The organism is Streptomyces sp. NBC_00554 (assembly GCF_041431135.1).
In the GTDB taxonomy this organism is placed as follows: Bacteria; Actinomycetota; Actinomycetes; order Streptomycetales; family Streptomycetaceae; genus Streptomyces.
The window spans coordinates 8,506,100-8,520,375 of sequence record NZ_CP107799.1; the positions used below are offsets into that span (position 1 = coordinate 8,506,100).

General features: G+C 72.2%; 14 protein-coding genes. 6 read left to right on the forward strand and 8 right to left on the reverse strand.

What is annotated here, in order from left to right:
• Nucleotides 1-131: 131 nt before the first annotated feature.
• From OG266_RS37605 to OG266_RS37615, 3 genes are read right to left on the reverse strand one after another with little or no spacing between them, the layout of a single operon-like run.
• Complete coding sequence (locus tag OG266_RS37605) at nucleotides 132-1,484, reverse strand: MFS transporter (RefSeq protein WP_371551175.1); 1,353 nt, start codon at nucleotides 1,482-1,484, stop codon at nucleotides 132-134.
• Between the two features lie 40 nt (nucleotides 1,485-1,524).
• Nucleotides 1,525-2,292 carry a glycerophosphodiester phosphodiesterase gene (locus OG266_RS37610; RefSeq protein WP_371551177.1) on the reverse strand — a complete coding sequence of 256 codons (768 nt, stop codon included), beginning with the start codon at nucleotides 2,290-2,292 and terminating at the stop codon, nucleotides 1,525-1,527.
• On the reverse strand, nucleotides 2,289-3,002 hold the full coding sequence (locus OG266_RS37615) for a YitT family protein (protein ID WP_371551179.1): 714 nt from the start codon (nucleotides 3,000-3,002) through the stop codon (nucleotides 2,289-2,291). Before OG266_RS37615 ends, OG266_RS37610 begins: the two co-directional genes overlap by 4 nt.
• Before the next feature lie 64 nt (nucleotides 3,003-3,066).
• Here OG266_RS37615 and OG266_RS37620 point away from each other — a divergent pair, with 64 nt between their 5' ends.
• On the forward strand, nucleotides 3,067-4,566 hold the full coding sequence (locus tag OG266_RS37620; RefSeq protein WP_371551181.1) for a PLP-dependent aminotransferase family protein: 1,500 nt from the start codon (nucleotides 3,067-3,069) through the stop codon (nucleotides 4,564-4,566).
• 24 nt (nucleotides 4,567-4,590) lie between these two features.
• Here OG266_RS37620 and OG266_RS37625 read toward each other — a convergent pair whose 3' ends face one another.
• Together OG266_RS37625 and OG266_RS37630 are read right to left on the reverse strand one after the other, a co-directional pair.
• Nucleotides 4,591-6,135 carry a hypothetical protein gene (locus OG266_RS37625; protein WP_329548812.1) on the reverse strand — a complete coding sequence of 515 codons (1,545 nt, stop codon included), beginning with the start codon at nucleotides 6,133-6,135 and terminating at the stop codon, nucleotides 4,591-4,593.
• A 35-nt stretch (nucleotides 6,136-6,170) separates the two neighbouring features.
• The gene (locus OG266_RS37630; RefSeq protein ID WP_266467812.1) at nucleotides 6,171-6,365 is read right to left on the reverse strand and encodes a hypothetical protein; all 195 of its coding nucleotides are present in this window, start codon (nucleotides 6,363-6,365) and stop codon (nucleotides 6,171-6,173) included.
• Between the two features lie 259 nt (nucleotides 6,366-6,624).
• On the opposite strand from OG266_RS37630, the gene OG266_RS37635 reads away from it, so the two are divergent.
• The 5 genes from OG266_RS37635 (at nucleotide 6,625) to OG266_RS37655 (ending at nucleotide 12,005) form a co-directional block, all read left to right on the forward strand.
• Nucleotides 6,625-7,017: an ankyrin repeat domain-containing protein gene (locus OG266_RS37635; RefSeq protein ID WP_266467815.1), complete on the forward strand. Its 393-nt coding sequence runs from the start codon at nucleotides 6,625-6,627 to the stop codon at nucleotides 7,015-7,017.
• Between the two features lie 300 nt (nucleotides 7,018-7,317).
• On the forward strand, nucleotides 7,318-8,736 hold the full coding sequence (locus tag OG266_RS37640) for a HEAT repeat domain-containing protein (RefSeq protein WP_371551184.1): 1,419 nt from the start codon (nucleotides 7,318-7,320) through the stop codon (nucleotides 8,734-8,736).
• A 139-nt stretch (nucleotides 8,737-8,875) separates the two neighbouring features.
• Nucleotides 8,876-10,000 carry a glycosyltransferase family 1 protein gene (locus OG266_RS37645; RefSeq protein ID WP_266467821.1) on the forward strand — a complete coding sequence of 375 codons (1,125 nt, stop codon included), beginning with the start codon at nucleotides 8,876-8,878 and terminating at the stop codon, nucleotides 9,998-10,000.
• Nucleotides 9,997-11,151: a glycosyltransferase gene (locus tag OG266_RS37650; protein ID WP_266467824.1), complete on the forward strand. Its 1,155-nt coding sequence runs from the start codon at nucleotides 9,997-9,999 to the stop codon at nucleotides 11,149-11,151. Before OG266_RS37645 ends, OG266_RS37650 begins: the two co-directional genes overlap by 4 nt.
• Nucleotides 11,148-12,005: an SGNH/GDSL hydrolase family protein gene (locus OG266_RS37655; RefSeq protein ID WP_329548815.1), complete on the forward strand. Its 858-nt coding sequence runs from the start codon at nucleotides 11,148-11,150 to the stop codon at nucleotides 12,003-12,005. The genes OG266_RS37650 and OG266_RS37655 overlap by 4 nt, the downstream gene beginning before the upstream one ends.
• A 25-nt stretch (nucleotides 12,006-12,030) precedes the next feature.
• On the opposite strand, the gene OG266_RS37660 is transcribed toward OG266_RS37655, so the two are convergent.
• From OG266_RS37660 to OG266_RS37670, 3 genes are read right to left on the reverse strand one after another with little or no spacing between them, the layout of a single operon-like run.
• Entirely contained in the window at nucleotides 12,031-12,900 is an 870-nt protein-coding gene (locus OG266_RS37660; protein WP_371551187.1) for a biotin-dependent carboxyltransferase family protein, read from the reverse strand.
• Entirely contained in the window at nucleotides 12,897-13,514 is a 618-nt protein-coding gene (gene pxpB, locus OG266_RS37665; protein WP_371551189.1) for a 5-oxoprolinase subunit PxpB, read from the reverse strand. The genes OG266_RS37660 and pxpB overlap by 4 nt, the downstream gene beginning before the upstream one ends.
• Entirely contained in the window at nucleotides 13,511-14,269 is a 759-nt protein-coding gene (locus tag OG266_RS37670; RefSeq protein ID WP_371551191.1) for a LamB/YcsF family protein, read from the reverse strand. The genes pxpB and OG266_RS37670 overlap by 4 nt, the downstream gene beginning before the upstream one ends.
• Nucleotides 14,270-14,276 lie beyond the last annotated feature (7 nt).

A 14,276-nucleotide genomic window follows, 5' to 3' on the forward strand; every position in this document is an offset into this window, starting at 1 on the left:
TGTTGTACCCACCTGCGCCCGCTTTGTCACATCTGAGAGCAGATGTAACCCGGCGTTTCAGTATCTTGACGCGCAGTAACGGTACGCCTGGCAGGCCAAACGCGTACACTACCGGCCTTTGGCCTCCGGCGCTAAATCCTGTCGGGTACGGGATTCCCCGCGTCGCGTATCGCCTGCCGCACCGGCACCCTCGCGAGCAGCACGAACCCGATGACGAAGAAGGCCACAAGGGAGATGATCGCGTCCCGATAACTTCCGGTCAGCTGGTACGTGAGCCCGAACAGCAGAGGGCCCAGCCAGCTCATTCCGCGGTCGCTCATCTCGTACGCGGAGAAGTACTCGGCCTCTTTGCCGCTCGGCACGAGATGCGAGAACAGGGAGCGCGACAGGGCCTGACTGCCGCCCAGGACGAGCCCGATGCCGGCGGCCAGGACGAAGAACCAGACGGGCGCGCCGGCGGGCAGGAAGTACCCGGCGCCGAGTGTCACGGTCCAGGCGACGAGCGAGCCGAGGATCGTACGTTTCGCGCCGTACCTGCGCGCCAGCCGTCCCATGCCCAGGGCGCCCCCGACCGCGAGCACCTGGACCAGCAGCACGGCGACGATCAGGGTCGACTGGCCGAGGCCCAGCTCCTCCGAACCGTAGATCGAGGCCTGTGAGATGACCGTCTGGATGCCGTCGTTGTAGACGAGGTAGGCGAGAAGGAAGGACAGGGTGAGCGGTTTGCCGCGCATGTCGCGCACGGTGGCCGCCAGTTGCCGCCATCCGGGCGCGGACGCCGTCCCGGCAGGGGTCTTGCGCCTGTCGTCGCGCAGACGCTTGAGCGGTACGAGGGTGAAGGCGCCCCACCAGACGCCCGCCGAGGCCAGACAGATGCGGACCGCCGTCGACTCGGAGACGCCGAAGGTGTCGTGGGCCGTGAACAGGATCAGGTTCGCGATCAGGACGAGGGAGCCCGCCGCGTAGCCGAAGGCCCAGCCCCGGGACGAGACCGCGTCACGCTCCTCGGGCGGTGCGATCTGCGGCAGGTAGGAGTTGTAGAGGACCATCGACACGGCCACCGAGGCGTTGGCGACGATCAGCAGCAGACCGCCGAGCAGATAGCGGTCGCCGTCCAGGAAGAACATGCCCGTGGTGGCCGCGGCGCCCACATAGGCGGCGGCCGCGAGCAACGGCTTCTTGCGGCCCGTGCGGTCGGCGGCCGCGCCCGCGATCGGCATCACGAAGATCGACAGGATGACGGACACCGAGACCGAGTACGCGAAGAAGGAACCGGCGCGGATCGGTATCCCCAGGGGATGTACGAAGCCGTCCGCGTCCGCCGCCGCCTTGGCGACCGACGTCAGATAGGGGCCGAGGAACACGGTGAGCACGCTCGTCGAGTAGACGGAGCACGCCCAGTCGTACATGTACCAGCCGTGTTGCTCGCGCCGTCGCTCGGCGGCCTCGTCGGCCGCCTGTGCGCGCACGGTGTCAGTGCCCACCCGTGCCCCTCGCTTCCCGTGAACGGACCGCGCGGCGGGCTCAGACCCAGGTGCCCCGGTCCTCCAGGACCCTGCGCAGCGTGTCGATGTGATCGGTCATGATGCCATCGACTCCCAGGTCCAGGAGCCGGTGCATGCGATCCGCCTCGTTGACCGTCCACACGTGGACCTGCAACCCGCGCGCGTGGGCGGCGCGCAGGAAGCGCCGGTCGACCACCGGCACGCCCGACTGGGACACGGGTACCTGGGCGGCGACCGCCGAGCCGCGCACCGCGGCCGGTATGCCGTACGAGCGCAGCCGCAGCCCCAGGACGCCCCGGGTGCCGTACGAGGTGGCCAGGCGCGGCCCGGCCAGGCGCTGGGCGCGGAAGACGCGCGCCTCGGAGAACGAGCCGACGCAGACGCGGTCCCAGGCGTTGGTACGGCCGATCAGGTTGAGCAGGGGATGGAGGGCCGATTCCGCCTTGATGTCGACGTTCCAGCGCACCTCGGGAAAGGTTTCGAGCAGCTCTTCGAAGAGGGGGACCGGTTCTTTGCCCGCCACGCGCGCGTGGCGCACGTCCTCCCACGGGAGGTCCGCGATCCGGCCCGCCCCGTCGGTCACCCGGTCCAGGGTCGAGTCGTGGAAGGCGACGAGCTTCCCGTCCGCCGTCGCGTGTACGTCCGTCTCGATGTAGCGGTAGCCCGCCTCCACCGCCCGCCGGAACTGGGCCAGGGTGTTCTCCAGACCGTCCGCGGCGCCGCCCCGGTGTGCGAAGGGGATCGGGCCGGGGTGGTCGAGGTACGGGTGGCGTATACGCGTGCTCACCCGGGCAGTATGGCGCGCTCCGGTTGACCGGTGGCAACGACCGTGCTGCCGCCCGGTGCCGTGGGGGCGGCGAACACGCGCAGGAAGAACTGGGCCAGCGGACCGATCGCGACGGCGTACAGCACGGTGCCGATGCCGACCGTGCCGCCGAGGGCGAAGCCGGTCGCGACGACCGCCACTTCGACGGCCGTGCGCATCAGGCGGATCGAGCGGCCGGTCCGCTGGTGCAGGCCTGTCATCAGGCCGTCGCGCGGTCCCGGACCGAAGCGTGCGGTGATGTAGAGGCCGGTCGCCGCACCGTTCAGCAGGATGCCCGCCACGAGAAGGGGAATCCGTACGGCCAGGCTGTGCGCGGCGGGCAGGAGGGCGAGGGTGCCGTCCATGGCGATGCCGACCACGAAGACGTTGGAGACCGTGCCCAGGCCCGGGCGCTGGCGGAGCGGGATCCACAGGAGCAGCACCGCCGCGCCCACGAAGATCGACACCACGCCGATCGTCAGACCGGTCAGCTCGGCGAGCCCCTGGTGCAGCACGTTCCAGGGCTCCAGGCCGAGGCCCGCCTCCACGAGCAGGGCGGAGCTCGCGCCGTACAGCGCCAGGCCGGCGTACAGCTGGACGAGTCGACGCGGGAGCCGTCCGGACGTGAGGAGTCCGGTCTCCGATTGGCTGGACAAGATGAAGCCCCCTGTGGTGGTCGTGGCCTGACACATGACACTCTGTGGCTTGAGAAGGAACCACATCCATGGCCAATTCGGGGAAGGTGGACTGGGAATCATGACTCAGTGGACTTCGGCGGTGGGTGCCGCTCAGCTCGCCCGGCTCCTCAACTCCCAGCAGGAGCGCCCCGCGGGGCCCGGCACCCGCCGCCCGCCCGCCTATCGCGCGCTCGCCGACGGCATCCGGCTGCTGGTGCTCGAAGGACGGGTGCCGGTCGCCGCGCGGCTGCCCGCCGAGCGGGAACTCGCGCTGTCCCTGTCCGTCAGCCGTACGACGGTCGCCGCGGCCTACGAGGCGCTGCGGTCCGAAGGGTTCCTGGAGTCCCGCCGCGGAGCGGGCAGCTGGACCGCCGTGCCCGCGGGGAACCCGCTGCCCGCGCGCGGCCTTGAACCGCTGCCGCCCGAAGCCCTCGGATCCATGATCGACCTCGGCTGCGCGGCGCTGCCCGCGCCCGAGCCCTGGCTCACCCGGGCCGTGCAGGGCGCCCTGGAGGAGCTGCCGCCGTACGCGCACACCCACGGCGACTATCCCGCCGGACTGCCCGCGCTGCGCTCGATGCTCGCCGAGCGGTACACGGCGCGCGGGATACCGACCATGCCCGAGCAGATCATGGTGACCACCGGGGCGATGGGAGCGATCGACGCGATCTGTCATCTCTTCGCCGGGCGCGGTGAACGGATCGCCGTCGAGTCGCCCTCCTACGCCAACATCCTTCAGCTGATGCGCGAGGCCGGGGCCCGGTTGGTGCCCGTCGCCATGGCCGAGGGGCTCGCCGGGTGGGACATGGACCGCTGGCGGCAGGTCCTGCGGGACTCGGCTCCCCGGCTCGCGTATGTCGTCGCCGACTTCCACAACCCGACGGGCGCCCTTGCCGACGAGGACCAGCGGCGGGTGCTCGTGGACGCTGCCCGGTCCGCGGGGACCGTGCTCGTCGTGGACGAGACGATGAGCGAACTGCATCTGGACGACGGGGTGCACATGCCCCGCCCCGTGAGCAGTTTCGACCCCGCTGGATCGACCGTCATCACGGTCGGGTCCGCAAGCAAGGCCTTCTGGGCCGGGATGCGCATCGGGTGGGTGCGGGCCGCCCCCGATGTGATCCGCAGCCTGGTCTCCGCGCGCGCGTACGCCGACCTGGGCACGCCCGTGCTGGAGCAGCTGGCCGTGAACTGGCTGCTCAGCACCGGGGGCTGGGAGCAGGCCGTGGAGATCCGGCGGACACAGGCCCGGGAGAACCGGGACGACCTGGTCGCCGCGGTGCGGCGGGAGCTGCCCGAGTGGGAGTTCTCGGTGCCGCGGGGCGGGCTCACGTTGTGGGTGCGGACCGGAGGGCTGTCGGGGTCGCGGCTGGCCGAGATGGGGGAGCGGGTGGGGGTCCGCGTGCCGTCCGGGCCACGGTTCGGGGTGGACGGCGCCTTCGAGGGGTATGTGCGGTTGCCGTTCACTGTGGGGGGTGCGGTGGCCGAGGAGGCGGCGGTGCGGCTCGCTGCGGCGGCGCGGCTGGTGGAGACGGGGGGCAGCGGGGGGAGCGAGGCGCCTCGTACGTTCGTGGCTTAGGGAAGGGGCGGGACTGCTTCGTCCTCAGACGCCGGACGGGCTGATCTCCGCCTCTGCCGGAGTCGTGCGCTCCGGTAGGAGGTCCAGGACCGCCCGCCGATGGGTGTCGCTGGTCGCGTCGTCGTAGGGGTCCGGGGTCGCCGGGACCTGGAGGCGGAGGACCGGGCCGGTGCCCAGGCGGGCGTAGCCCCGACCCGGGGGTACCTCACGGGTGGGCGTGGTGTGCGGGGGTGAGCCCAGTACCGCTTCCAGCTGGGCGGAGGACGCGGGACCGAGCACCACGCGCGCGCGGGTGTGCTGGCGGACGGCGTCGCTGAGGGAGTCCAGGCTGTCGAAGTGCTCGGCCACGACGACCGTGACACCGGCCGCGCGGCCATGGCGCAGGGGGACCTGGAGGAGTGACTGTGGGTCGTTGCGGCCGTCGACGGCGGCGAAGTGGCCCAGCGCGCTCGGGCGGTCCAGCAGGATCCACAGCGGGTGCTTGGTGTCGTCCGGCGCGGACTGGCCGGCCTGACGGGCGCGGTTCGCGGCGATGAGACGCCGTTCCGTCTCATGGGCGGCCCACTCCAGGCTCGCGAGCGCCCCGGCGAGCCCGCACTCGACGGCCAGCACACCCTCGCGGCCGGTCAGACACGCGTACTCGCCGGTGCCCGCTCCCTCCACGATCACGACATCGCCGTACTGGAGACACTGCAGGGCGATCGAGCGCAGCAGCGTGGTGGTGCCGCTGCCGGGCTCGCCCGCGACCAGCAGATGCGGCTCCGTGGAGCGGACTCCCGTGCGCCAGACGACCGGGGGGACGTCACGCTGTTCCTCGCCGTAGGTGAGGGGGAGCGTGCGCTGGACGTCGGCGGGGTCGGTGAAGCCGAGGACCGTCTCGCCGGGTGCGGTCACGAACCGCTGGGCGGCGATGTCGGTGGGGAGCGGCGGGAGGACCGTGATTCTCAGCTCGTTGCCCTCCTCGTCCCACTCGAAGTGGTATTCGCGGCCGCGGCCGGACTTGGCGTGCAGCAGCTGCTCGATCCGGGCGCGGGACTCCGCCTCGCCGTCGGTGAAGTACGCCGGGTAGCGGAGGAGGAGCCGGGACACACGTCCGTCCTCGTCGAAGTCGTACGAGGAGAAGGCCTTCTCCCAGTCGCCGCCGTGGGCGTAGAGGGGGGCGGGGTCCTCGGCCGCGGAGAAGTACGGGACCAGGGCCTCGTACAGCGACTGGAGGCGCTGGGTCTGCGACTCGTCGGGGCCCGTCGGCTCCGGGGCGGTGCGTTCGCGGCCCGCCCACGCTGCCGCCGCCATCAGCGTGATGACGGCGAGCAGCGGTCCGTACGGCACCAGTGCCACGACCAGGACCACCGAGGCCACCAGGAACAGCAGGGGCCCGCGCCGGTCCTTGGGCGTGGCGGCCCACTTGCGCCGTCCGGCAGCTGCCAGCCGGCGCAGTCCACGAGTGATCGTGATCAGCGGGTGGAGGACGTCGGTGGCGCTGTCGGCTGCCGTTCGGGCCAGATCCCGGCTTCGGGCGATCTGTGCGCTGCCGTTGCTCAGAATGCGGGGGAGAGGGCGCCGGGCCACTGCTGTCTCCTGATGGTGCGTGCGAGAGAGGGACGTCAGAACTTGATCCCGCCGAGGAGGCCCGCAAGGCTCTCCCCGCCGGCCTTGATGCTCGGAGCGATGGCCGTGCTCGCCATGTAGAACCCGAACAGCGCGGCCACAAAGGCATGCGACGCCTTGAGCCCGTCCTTCTTGAAGAAGAGGAAGACGATGATGCCGAGGAGGACGACGCCTGAGATGGACAGAATCATTTGAGCTCTCCTGGTTCGTGGGGACAGTCACCATGAGTTCTTCCAGGATCACAGCATGTATCCATACGATAAAAGGTGCAACTGAGTGAATTTCCGCTGATTTCACCCGAGTGGCGGACCCTTTTGGGCCGCCTGAACAGGTCTGTTCCGTCCGGCAAGTCCGTTGTGATCCTTGCCGCAGGCCGTGCCGGTCATGTGGAGCCGGAGCCAGTACGCTGGCGATTCACCCGAACGGTTGCAGTGAGAGGCGGTCCGGCCGATGAGTGAAGCCCCCGACCCCGAGGTCGTGGAGCTGGCGACCAAGATCTTTGATCTGGCGCGCCGTGGCGAGACCGAGGCGCTCGTGGCGTACGTCGACGCCGGCGTTCCCGCCAACCTCACCAACGACCGTGGCGACTCGCTCGTGATGCTCGCCGCCTACCACGGCCATGCCGAGGCCGTACGCGCCCTGCTGGAGCGCGGCGCCGAGGCGGACCGCATCAACGACCGGGGTCAGACACCGCTCGCCGGTGCTGTCTTCAAGGGCGAGGAAGCCGTGATCCGGGTGCTCCTGGACGGTGGCGCCGATCCGGCCGCGGGCACCCCCTCGGCCGTCGACACGGCGCGCATGTTCGCCAAGGCCGAGCTGCTCGAGTTGTTCGGTACACGATGACTTAGATGCTCTGACCAGGCAAAACGCAAAAAATCGGGGAGGCGGTGCGGGGGCGCCGGAAATGCGGTCGCGGCGGGAAGAACCGCTGGGTCATCATGACGTCGTGATTCACGGACGTGATGGCTGGGCAGGTGTTGCCGCACCGCGCGGGCCGTGATGCGGCCCGCATGGGCCACCTACGAGAGGCAGAGGAAGATGGTCTTCAGCAAGCAAGAAACGGCGGGCGCTCCGACGTGTTGTCACGCGGCCAGGTAATGCAGGATCCCGGTTGCGTCGACGCTTGATGTGAGGCTGTTTCCCATGTTCGATCCGGTCATAGCGCCCAGCGGTACGCTGCTCGGCCTGCTCCAGAGGGGCCGCGGCGACGGCACGCTGCACGCGCTCACCGCACCGCGCGCCGAAGCGCTCGCGGCGCTCAACCACTGTGTGCTGAGCGACCCCCGCCACGACTGGCAGGTGGAGAACCGCTCGCTCTACTACGCCCGTCTCTACCTCGACCTGAGCGGTGAGCTCGACGAGATCGAGCGGCACCTCTTCGACGTGGAGGACGTCCTCGACGACTGCGAGTCACGCACCGGGCTCGCCCTCGCGGTGCTCGGACACCTCGCCTCGTACGGCAGGCAGGACGCGCTCGAACTGCTGCGCAAGTACGCCGCCTCCGGCGCCAACTGGGCCTGGGCGCTCGACGAGCTGGCCCTGCGCGACGACGACGCGGGTCTGCGGGCCCTGGCCGCGCCCGTACTGGCCCGTTTCCCGGCCGACGCGGAGGGTGAGGCCGCACTCGCCGCCACCGTGCGCGACGCCTTCGAACCACGGCCCTGGCGGCTGTGGGCCGACGATCCGCGCGAATCCATCGGCACGCGCGTGCGTGCGGCCCAGGAACAGGGCTCCTTCGACCGCTGGCAGCGCCAGATGCGACCGGCCGGGCCCCGCCCGGGATGGAGCGTGCAGGCCGTCTTCGAGTGGGCCCAACAGGGCATCGAACGCGGGGCCGCACTCCATGTCCCCGCCGCCCGCTGCCTCAGTGCCGTCGCGGGCCCCGAGGACCGGCCCGAGATCGTCGAGGCCGCCCGCGGCGGCGACGACGGAGCCCGCTGCACCGCCTTGCGCTATCTCGCCGACAGCAACGATCCGGACGCCCTCGACCTGATCGAGGGCGCGGCGGCCACCGGTTCGCCGACCGCGGCCGAGGCCGCCGTGGAGGCCTTCGAACGGATGCGCAGTGTCGCCGCCGTCGACCGGGCGCGGAACTGGGCCCACCGGCCCGACGCCCTGGGGGCCGCCGCGGGCCGGATGCTCGCCTGCCGGGGCGGTACGCAGGACAGCGAACTGGTCCTGGGCGCGCTGCGCGAGGCCGTACGCGGCGAGGGCCCCGACGCGCCGACGCTGTGGACCCTCGTCGACGGGGCCGGGCGGCTCGGCATCATCTGTGCCGCACCCGTCCTGCGGCATGTGTACCGCGAGACCGCCTCGTCCCATCTGCGCGGGCGCGCCGCCCGCGCACTCGCCGCCACCGATCCGTCCTTCCCCGCCGGCTTCGCCGTCGAGTGCCTGTGGGACTGCGAGGAATCCACCCGCGAGGTGGCCGCACGGCACGCCGAGACCGGTGATGCACGTGTTGTCGATCAGTTGCGCCGGCTGGCGGCAGATCCAGCCGAAGAGGCCGAGGTACAGACAGCGGTACGGAGCAGAATCGGGCCGGACATGCCCGCCGTATGAACGTTCGGTGACCCGGGAGTCAGGAAGTCATGGACGCGGGCTGACCTGGACGGGTGCGGAGCGCAACGCTCATGGGACGTTCCCCGTACGGAAAGATCCACGTTGACGCGGGCACGTCCAGCGGGGCGACAACACGAGTATGCGTGTCGTCATCGTGACCGAATCCTTTCCCCCCGATGTGAACGGCGTGGCCCACTGCGCGCTTCAGACCGCCCGGCACCTCGTCGATCGCGGTCACGTTCCCCTCGTCGTCGCCCCGGCCACCGCCGCCGGGAGCGGGCCCGACGCCACCGCGCCGTGCCCTGTCGTCCGTATCCCCTCCATTCCGCTCCCGGGCTACCCCCAGGTCCGCGTCGCTCTCCCCAGCCGACGCGTCGCCGCGGCGATCACCGAACACCGCGCCGACATCGTCCACCTGGCCAGCCCCTTCATCCTCGGCGTCCGCGGTATGGCCGCGGCCGCCCGGCTCGGCATCCCCGCCGTCGCCGTCTACCAGACCGACCTGGCCGGATACGCCCGTACGTACGTGGGCGCCGGCGAAGCCACGGCGTGGCGGCGCATTCGCTCCGTGCACGCCGCCGCCGACCGGACACTCGCCCCGTCCAGCGTGGCCCTGCACGACCTAGAGGCACACGGTGTGCCGCGGGTGAAGCTGTGGGCGCGTGGCGTGGACACCGTCCGCTTCCGTCCCGACCGCCGGGACGAGGCGATGCGCCGCGAGCTGGCGCCCAACGGCGAGCTGATCGTCGGCTATGTCGGCCGGCTCGCCCCCGAGAAGCAGGTCGAACTGCTCGCCGGGGTCTGCGGCCTGGACGGCGTACGCGTCGTGATCGTCGGGGACGGGCCGAGCCAGACCAGCCTCACCGAACAGTTGCCCGGCGCCGTCTTCCTCGGTCGTCGCACGGGTGACGAACTCGCCCGGATCTTCGCCTCGCTGGACGTCTTCGCGCACACCGGTCCCTTCGAGACCTTCTGCCAGACCGTGCAGGAGGCCATGGCCAGCGGGGTGCCCGTCGTCGCGCCGGCCGCGGGCGGACCGCTCGACCTGGTGGCCCACGGGCGTACCGGGCTGCTGGTGCCGCCGCGCGACGCTGCCGCCGTACGGGACGCGGTGTGGTCCCTGGCCGGCGATCCGGCGCTGCGGGCCGCCTACGGCGCCGCCGCGCGGGACATGGTCGAGGGCCGCACCTGGGCCGCCGTCGGCGATCAGCTCATCGGGCACTACAGCGATGTGCTCTCCGCACGGACGGTGGTGGCGGCATGAGCCTGCGCATCGTACGGCTGGCGAACTTCGTCGCCCCCGCATCCGGCGGCCTGCGCACCGCGCTGCGGGAGCTGGGCACCGGCTACCGGGCCGCGGGGCACGAGCCGGTGCTCATCGTCCCCGGTGAGCGCGCCACGGACCGGGAGACCGAACAGGGGCGCGTCATCACGCTGCCCGGGCCGGTGCTGCCCGGCACCGGCGGCTACCGCGTGCTCACCGACAAGCGGAGGGTCGCCCGGCTCCTGGAGTCGCTCGCACCCGACCGCCTCGAGGTCTCCGACCGGACCACCCTGCGCTGGACCGGCGTCTGGGCACGGCGGGCCCGGGTGCCCGCCGTGATGGTCTCCCACGAGACCGCCGACGGCGTGCTGCGGACCTGGGGGCTCCCCGAGGGGATGGCCCGGCGCACCGCCGACGCCCTCAACGTGCGTACGGCACACACCTATTCACGTGTCGTGTGCACCACGGAGTTCGCCGAGCGCGAGTTCGTCCGCATCGGCGCCCGCAACGTCGTACGCGCCCCGCTGGGCGTCGACCTGGTGGGACGGGACCCCTCGCTGCGGGATCCCGCGGTGCGTGCCCGCTACGCGCGCGCGGACGAGGCCCTGCTCGTGATGTGCTCCAGGCTGTCCGTGGAGAAGCGGCCCGGTACGGCGCTGGACGGCCTTGAGGCGCTGCTGCGGCGCGGACAGCGTGCGGTCCTCGTCGTCGCCGGGGACGGACCGCTGCGGGCCCGGCTCGAACAGCGCGCCCGGGAGCGGAGGTTGCCCGTCACCTTCCTCGGACACCTCGCGGACCGCGCCGCGCTCGGCGCGCTCCAGGCCTCCGCCGACGTCTGCCTGGCCCCCGGGCCCGCCGAGACGTTCGGGCTCGCCGCCCTGGAGGCGATGGCCTGCGGTACGCCCGTGGTGGCCAGCTCGCTGTCCGCCCTGCCGGAGGTCATCGGCTCCGCCGGGGCCACCGCCGCGGACAGCGGGGACTCCTTCGCGGACGCGGTACGGCTGCTCCTTGGGCGTCCCGAGGGTGCGCGCAGGGAGGCCGCACGCGCGCGTGCCGAGTGTTTCGGGTGGGGCACCGCCGTCGAGGGCTTCCTCGCCGCGCACGACGCGGTGGTCGAGGTGCGGCCGCGCCTGCAGGAGGGCGTGGGATGAGACCGCTGCGTTTCGTGGCCCTCGGGGACTCGCTGACGGAAGGGGTGGGCGATCCCGTCGGCGAGGAATGGCGGGGGTGGGCCGCACTGCTCGCGCAGGGGCTCGCCCCGGCGGACGCACCCGTGGAGTTCATCAACCTGGCGGTGAGCGGCGCCCAGACGCGTGACGTGCTGGAACGCCAGACGCCGGAGGCGATGGCACTCGGCCCTGACGTGGTCTCCGTCGTCATAGGCGTCAACGACACGCTGCGGTACACCTTCGACATCCACTCCGTGGCCGCCCGACTCGACAAGGTGTACGCGGCGTTCCGGGCTCAGGGAGCGGTGGTGATGACGGCCTGTCTGCCGGATCCCGGCTACATGCTCGGGCTGCCGGGTGCCCTGGCGCGGCCGCTGGCCCGGCGGCAGCGGGCCGTCAACGCGGTGGTCCACGCGCTGTCCGAGCGGTACGGGGCGCTGCATCTGCACGCCGCGGAGGAGGACTGGCTGAAGGACCGCGCGATGTGGAGCGCGGACAAACTGCATCCGGGGGAGCAGGGGCACCGGGCGCTCGCGCTCCGGTTCCACGCGCTGCTCGCCGAGCAGGGCATCGCCACCGGTGTCCAGCCCTCGGCCGAACCAGAGTTCCCCGCGCCCACGCGGTCGGCGAGCCTCTGGTGGCTGGCGACCGCCGGGACCGGCTGGGTCGCCAGGCGGTGCACCGATCTGCTGCCGCAGCTGCTCACCCTCGCCGCCGCCGAGGTACGTCACAAGGCGCGCGGTACCAGCGCACGCCTCGACCTGAGCGCCTCGCACGCCGTGTCGGCCGCGCTGGCCGCCCTGTCGGTGAGTGAACAGCAGCCGGACCCGGCATGACGGTCCGGCTTCGTCTCGGGCCGCTTCATCGTCGTCGTACGGCCACGAAGCGGACCGGCGTGCCGGGGACGGCCTGAGCGGCCGCCGGGAGATCGGCCGGGCGGACGACAGCGATCACCGGGTACCCGCCGGTGGTCGGGTGGTCGGCCAGGAAGACGACCGGTCTGCCGTCGGGCGGTACCTGGACGGCACCCAGGACCATGCCCTCACTGGGGAGTTCGCCGGAAACGGCCCTCTCCAGTGAGGGCCCTTCCGTCCGCAGGCCGATGCGGTTGCTCGCCGCCGACACCCGGTAGGGGCGGGTGGTGAGGGTGCGCAGCGCCGAGGCCGTGAACCAGTCGTCGCGCGGGCCCGGCGTCACCCGCAGGACCAGTTCGGACGGCGGCGCGGGCTGCGGAACCACGTCCACGCGCGCGTGGAGGGCGTCGGGGCGTCCCAGGGGCAGCACCATGCCGTCCGTGAGGGGCGGGGGGCCGAGGCCCGAGAGGAGGTCCGTGGAGCGGCTGCCGAGGACCGGATCCACGGCGACTCCGCCGGAGACGGCCACATAGCTGCGGAGTCCCGCGCGCGCGGGGCCCACGTCGAGGAGCGCGCCGGCCGGCACGCGTACGGGCGCTCCCCAGGGTGCGGGACGCCCGTCCACGGTGACCGGGCATGGCGCACCCGCCACCGCCACGGTGACGGATGAACGCGGGCGCAGGGCACACCCGTTCACCGTCGTCTCCAGGACGGCCGCTTCCGGGGAGTTCCCGACGAGGCGGTTGGCCAGCGCCGCCGCAGGTCCGTCGAGCGCGCCGGAGCGCGGTACCCCGAGGTGGGCGTGGCCGGGGCGGCCCTGATCCTGGACGGTGGTCAGGGCCCCGGCACGTACGACGGAAAGAGCCCGGTCGGTCATGAGTGCCTCGTCGGTACGAAACGGACCCGGGTACCCGGAGCCAACAGCGCGGCCGGCACGCGCGCGTGGTCCCACAGCACCGCGTCCGTCGTCCCGATCAACTGCCAGCCGCCCGGCGAGGAGCGCGGGTACACGCCGGTGTACGGGCCCGCGAGCGCCACGGAACCGGCCGGAACCGTCGTACGCGGAGTCGCCCGGCGGGGAACGTCGTACCCGGAGGGCAGACCTGTCAGGTAACTGAAGCCGGGCGCGAACCCGCAGAAGGCGACGCGGAATTCGGCCGCCGCGTGGATCTCCGGCACGTCCTGCTCGGGCACCCCCCACAGGGCCGCGACGTCCGCCAGGTCGGGACCGTCGTACCGTACGGGGATCTCGATCGCCCGCTCCGCGCGCGTGGGCAGTGCGGGGATGTCCCAGGAGGCGAGACGGGCCGCCAGGCGCGCGGGGTCGTTCACGCCGTCCAGGAGGACCGTGCGGGCCGCGGGGACGATCTCCGCGACCGAGAAGGAGCCGTCCGCGCGGCGGCGCAGCAGTTCGGCGTGCAGGGCCTGGGCCTCCTCGCCCGAGGAGACCTCGATGAGCAGGGCTCGCTCACCGACCGGCAGTGCCCTCATGCGAACGCCTCCACGCGGACGCCCGCGGACTCGAGCCCGGCGCGGACCCGGCGTGCCATGTCCACCGCGCCCGGAGTGTCCCCGTGCAGACATAGGGAGCGGGCGCGGACCTGGATGCGCTCCCCGGAGTGCGAGGTCACGACGCCGAAGCGGGCCAGGCCCAGCGAGCGTTCGAGGACGGCGTCGGCGTCCGTGATCACCGCGCCGTCCTGGGAACGTGGCACCAGGGTGCCGTCCTCGGTGTAGGCGCGGTCCGCGAACGCCTCGGTGACGGTGGGCAGTCCCGCCCGCTCGGCCAGTTTCAGGAAGCGGGAGGACGGGAGACCGAGGACGGGCAGGGAGGCGCCCGCGAGCAGTACGCCGTCGACGACCGCCCCCGCCTGCTCCTCGTCGTGCACGACGCGGTTGTAGAGCGCGCCGTGCGGCTTCACGTACGACACGCGCGAGCCCGCCGCACGTGCGAAGACCTCCAAGGCGCCGATCTGGTAGGCCACTTCGGCCGTCAGCTCGGCGGACGGCACATCCATCGCGCGCCGCCCGAAACCCGCCAGGTCGCGGTAGGAGACCTGGGCGCCGATCCGTACACCGCGCTCGGCCGCCAGCTCGCACACCCGCCGCATGGTGGCCGCGTCCCCGGCGTGGAAACCGCAGGCCACATTGGCGCTGGTGACGACGGACAGCAGCTGCTCGTCGTCGGTGAGGCGCCAGCGGCCGAAGCCCTCGCCCAGGTCGGCGTTGAGATCGATCGGTGTCATGAGCTGC

Coding starts and splice junctions, on each gene's coding strand:
- OG266_RS37615 (WP_371551179.1), bottom strand. CDS start 3,002: ATGTGTCAGGCCACGACCACCACAGGGGGCTTCATCTTGTCCAGCCAA.
- OG266_RS37620 (WP_371551181.1), top strand. CDS start 3,067: ATGACTCAGTGGACTTCGGCGGTGGGTGCCGCTCAGCTCGCCCGGCTC.
- OG266_RS37630 (WP_266467812.1), bottom strand. CDS start 6,365: ATGATTCTGTCCATCTCAGGCGTCGTCCTCCTCGGCATCATCGTCTTC.
- OG266_RS37635 (WP_266467815.1), top strand. CDS start 6,625: ATGAGTGAAGCCCCCGACCCCGAGGTCGTGGAGCTGGCGACCAAGATC.
- OG266_RS37640 (WP_371551184.1), top strand. CDS start 7,318: ATGTTCGATCCGGTCATAGCGCCCAGCGGTACGCTGCTCGGCCTGCTC.
- OG266_RS37645 (WP_266467821.1), top strand. CDS start 8,876: ATGCGTGTCGTCATCGTGACCGAATCCTTTCCCCCCGATGTGAACGGC.
- OG266_RS37650 (WP_266467824.1), top strand. CDS start 9,997: ATGAGCCTGCGCATCGTACGGCTGGCGAACTTCGTCGCCCCCGCATCC.
- OG266_RS37655 (WP_329548815.1), top strand. CDS start 11,148: ATGAGACCGCTGCGTTTCGTGGCCCTCGGGGACTCGCTGACGGAAGGG.
- OG266_RS37660 (WP_371551187.1), bottom strand. CDS start 12,900: ATGACCGACCGGGCTCTTTCCGTCGTACGTGCCGGGGCCCTGACCACC.
- pxpB (WP_371551189.1), bottom strand. CDS start 13,514: ATGAGGGCACTGCCGGTCGGTGAGCGAGCCCTGCTCATCGAGGTCTCC.
- OG266_RS37670 (WP_371551191.1), bottom strand. CDS start 14,269: ATGACACCGATCGATCTCAACGCCGACCTGGGCGAGGGCTTCGGCCGC.